The 3,351-nt window shown below is 37.9% G+C and carries 6 protein-coding genes; 2 read left to right on the top strand and 4 right to left on the bottom strand.

Annotation, left to right across the window (positions count from 1 at the left end):
* Positions 1-553 precede the first annotated feature (553 nt).
* Entirely contained in the window at positions 554-976 is a 423-nt protein-coding gene (locus K8089_RS15890) for a DUF6943 family protein (RefSeq protein WP_237604278.1), read from the top strand.
* A gap of 75 nt (positions 977-1,051) precedes the next feature.
* Here the strand turns inward: K8089_RS15890 and K8089_RS15885 are convergent, their stop codons facing one another.
* Genes K8089_RS15885 through K8089_RS15870 form a run of 4 tightly spaced genes read right to left on the bottom strand, consistent with a single transcriptional unit; the run spans position 1,052 to position 2,696 of the window.
* Entirely contained in the window at positions 1,052-1,288 is a 237-nt protein-coding gene (locus tag K8089_RS15885; protein ID WP_237604277.1) for a hypothetical protein, read from the bottom strand.
* 12 nt (positions 1,289-1,300) lie between these two features.
* Positions 1,301-1,537: a hypothetical protein gene (locus K8089_RS15880; RefSeq protein WP_237604276.1), complete on the bottom strand. Its 237-nt coding sequence runs from the start codon at positions 1,535-1,537 to the stop codon at positions 1,301-1,303.
* Between the two features lie 4 nt (positions 1,538-1,541).
* Entirely contained in the window at positions 1,542-1,937 is a 396-nt protein-coding gene (locus tag K8089_RS15875; protein WP_062619207.1) for a DUF5675 family protein, read from the bottom strand.
* 3 nt (positions 1,938-1,940) lie between these two features.
* Complete coding sequence (locus K8089_RS15870) at positions 1,941-2,696, bottom strand: hypothetical protein (protein WP_237604275.1); 756 nt, start codon at positions 2,694-2,696, stop codon at positions 1,941-1,943.
* Between the two features lie 186 nt (positions 2,697-2,882).
* Between K8089_RS15870 and K8089_RS15865 the strand changes: the two genes are divergently transcribed.
* Complete coding sequence (locus tag K8089_RS15865) at positions 2,883-3,080, top strand: hypothetical protein (protein ID WP_237604274.1); 198 nt, start codon at positions 2,883-2,885, stop codon at positions 3,078-3,080.
* The last annotated feature ends 271 nt before the right edge of the window (positions 3,081-3,351 follow it).

Genomic DNA, 3,351 nt, shown 5'->3' with positions numbered 1-3,351 from the left:
CTACAGCCCCAAAAACCCTGCACCCTTCCCTATCAAAATCCTCCTTCCCCTCAACAAACATCACCTATTCCTGCGCGAGTTGTCCCGAATTCCGTCAAAAATAAGCTACAAACAACACACAATACACAGCCCAGAAACAACTCCATTCAGCAGACAACCGAGAACCGAGAACCGTGAACCGATAACCGATAACCGATAACCGATAACCGATAACTGATAACTGATAACTGATAATATTTTCAAAAAATAAAAAAAGGAAGCAAAGGTAGTAGGCACGCTTATCGAAGCTGTAAAGGTCAGGCCCTTCGGGTTTTGAATAAAATCTCCACCCTACATCCCTATATTCTCATAACACGTCATATAAACTGAATACTGCCCACTGACAACTTCTTCCTACTAACCCGGGTAGTATTTTTTCCAAAAACCTTGACAGCTTCGGCGCACCCACTGAGATACAGCTTTCTTTTTTTCTTTTTTCTTTTCCTTTTTCCGAAAAAAATATTGGTGGAGCGAAGCGAAACAAAGAAAATTTAATCTTTAAAAATGATGTTTTATGAAAACTTTCAAAATCAAAACCCACAGACCCGGAGCACATTACAAAACGCCACACTTCTTCATCCTTAATAAAGGAAACAACACCGGCAGACCAAGTTATGGACCAGTTTCAAATTCATTTGTAGTCTTTGCAAATTCAAAGGAAGAAAATGAGCAGCTTTACTGGATTTGCAACATTTTGTTCACAGGTCAATATTTCAAACCACGACTGGTTGGTTCCGTCATTCCATTTATCCACATTGGACAAATTCATTACTTATTGAAAAAAGCAACCAAAAATTATGATGGATATCATTGGAATGGCAGGTTTAAAGCCCTTAAAAAGCTGCAAAATATTAGTGAATATCTTAAATATCAAGAAAAATGCCTTAAAGAACATCAAATTGCGTTGATGCAATCTTATAACCTTGATAGAGATTGACACAAAACAGTTAGCCACAAAAAAGCCCGAATTAATTTTCGGGCTTGATGTGTTCATATAAGGGAATTTACATAGTTATTGATTATTGTTTTTATCCTTGGACTTCCAAGCACTGAAAAATGACTTAATCTTTGCAGAAAACACATTTTTCACAACTATTTTCAGCGAAAATGAAACCGAAAAACTAATCACCGCGCCAATAAAAGCCAATATAGCAGTTCTTATAAAATCATCCGACCCAAGAACGGGTACTGTCGCCAAAACAGTTCCTCCGCAGGTACCAACTATTGTAGAAAAAGATTTAAAAGACATTTTTTTTTAATTTTAATCCTGGTTAGACTTATTTTCCTCTCCACTATCATCACTCACCACAGCTTGGCTTACGGCAGTTACCCCTGTTCCGACAATAGTGATATAGGTTGCAACGGCCAAAATTGCTGCTGGTAAAGTCACAGGGGCAGTCAAAAGAGCAGTTCCTAATGCACCTAATGCAATTCCTAAGTTTCTCATAACCGTGAAAAATTTAGGAGTTGGTTTTTTATATCTCTCAATCAAATTCATAACACTAAGATTTAATGGTTAATAGTACTTGTTCTTTTCTTTCAAATGCCTGATGGCATAAAGACAATACTTTCTGCATCGCCTGTCGTGAATTGGAACCTCGTCCAACACCTGTCAATTGGCTAACCGGAGCAATGCATCCACGGAGTTCCTCTTTAGCATAATTTGCTGGATGAATCAAAATTAAGCTCCTTTTAAAAACACCTTTTACTAAAAGATGATTTCCGAATTTTTTTGATTGCCGAGCCACTAATTCATAGGTGTATTCTGGAATGCAAGATTCAGAGCGCCTATTTGCAAACAAAGTAAGCTCAATTGTAAAGCACAGAAATTTATTATTTAAGAAGAGGGCACCATTGGTACCCTCCTTGTGATAACTTCGCTGTAATACCAATTCCATAACTTATGGGGTGTCAACAGTAACAACGGCCAGTGCATTAAATGCTCCATTTTTCAAGGGATACATTTGTCCATTGACTTCTTGGTAAAACTCTACCCCAAGCACTTCAATTACAGGCAGCACAGAGTTAGGGGTTAATACCCCGGCCAAATTAATTGCAGCAGTATCTGCAGCAGTATAGGGCAAAATTCCAGAATCCGCCATCTCGAAAACAAAAATTTCGTTTTCAAAATCAAGCTCAGCTCCCCCCATAACCAATTTAAAATGGGTAGTGCCTCCCGGCGCAGCAATTCTAAGTGTAGGGCTAAATGGATCCAAATCCACTGTCACATCTCCTGTAACACGGTCATAACCTACAACATAAGGAGCAAAAAGCGTAGTATTTAATTTACCGTTGAGGTTAAAATTAAATCCATTCAAAAGGGCCATGTCCCCATCTTGAATTTTACGCAATCCACGTTCATTCACAGGATCGGTTTTCACTACCGCAACAAGGTCCTTAGTAAGCCTGCTGGTAACCCGTTTGTCCTTAGCGTTCTGTAACAACACCCTAATAGCATTGCGAATAAGCTTTCCACCTTTTCCGGCCCTTCCAAATTCAGAACCGTTCTCGCGCGTTCTCTGGAATGCGTCATCCGTCAAAATACGTTCTTTTTCAACCCCGCCTTTTTCTCTAGCGAGATGTCCATCACTTGTTTTGTAAAAAGAAATATCTCCGATAGTCCCTTTTAATTTGATAATACCTTTTTGTCTTGCCATTTCAATAAAATTTTAAGTTCTCAACAAATCACCGTATTTTTACAAAACTTCACGATTTTGACCCTACAACTATTCCGAAAACAACCTCTTTTACCGAAATTTCCGGTAAAAAAAAATATTGATGCTGTATTGATAAAGCATAGATAGTGTATGGATGAAGTATGGATAGTGTATGAAAATTATATTATGAAGTCAGATAGAGTATGTATATTTCCAAAAGACGTCCAACGCATCACTGGAAGAAGTGAGCGCTATGGCAGACTCCTTTTACACCAAATTAGAAAGCATTTTGACAAAGAACCTCACCATTTCATCACCCCAGAAGAGTTCGCAGAATTCACAGGATTAAACATAAAAACAGTAAAAGAATTCCTTATCGACTAATAACAAATACCTCTATTTAAACTTGAAAATCTCCCTGCAAAACCCTATCTTTATTAAGAATTCGAAGTCAAATCAATTCAACGCTCATTAAAATAAATGTACCCTAATCGGTTACCCTTTTTAAAAAATAATAGTAAGTAATTGATTATCAATACATAATTTACAGGGTGGTAGTTTTGTCATCCCGACTTTGTAAATGAAGACATCTTTCGAGGTGTCTTCTTTTTTTGGGGTGGCTTTGTCCGTTGGCAGCGCCAAAAGGACAATGCCG

The organism is Aequorivita vitellina (genome assembly GCF_022008365.1).
Taxonomy (GTDB): domain Bacteria; phylum Bacteroidota; class Bacteroidia; order Flavobacteriales; family Flavobacteriaceae; genus Aequorivita; species Aequorivita vitellina.
The sequence above is the reverse complement of the archived record's forward strand: the minus strand, read 5'-3'. Positions and strand labels throughout refer to the sequence as shown.

Bases quoted from the DNA above. Each gene is read 5' to 3' on its own strand.
- K8089_RS15875 (WP_062619207.1), bottom strand. From the start codon at position 1,937: ATGGAATTGGTATTACAGCGAAGTTATCACAAGGAGGGTACCAATGGT.
- K8089_RS15865 (WP_237604274.1), top strand. From the start codon at position 2,883: ATGAAGTCAGATAGAGTATGTATATTTCCAAAAGACGTCCAACGCATC.
- K8089_RS15870 (WP_237604275.1), bottom strand. From the start codon at position 2,696: ATGGCAAGACAAAAAGGTATTATCAAATTAAAAGGGACTATCGGAGAT.
- K8089_RS15890 (WP_237604278.1), top strand. From the start codon at position 554: ATGAAAACTTTCAAAATCAAAACCCACAGACCCGGAGCACATTACAAA.
- K8089_RS15880 (WP_237604276.1), bottom strand. From the start codon at position 1,537: ATGAATTTGATTGAGAGATATAAAAAACCAACTCCTAAATTTTTCACG.
- K8089_RS15885 (WP_237604277.1), bottom strand. From the start codon at position 1,288: ATGTCTTTTAAATCTTTTTCTACAATAGTTGGTACCTGCGGAGGAACT.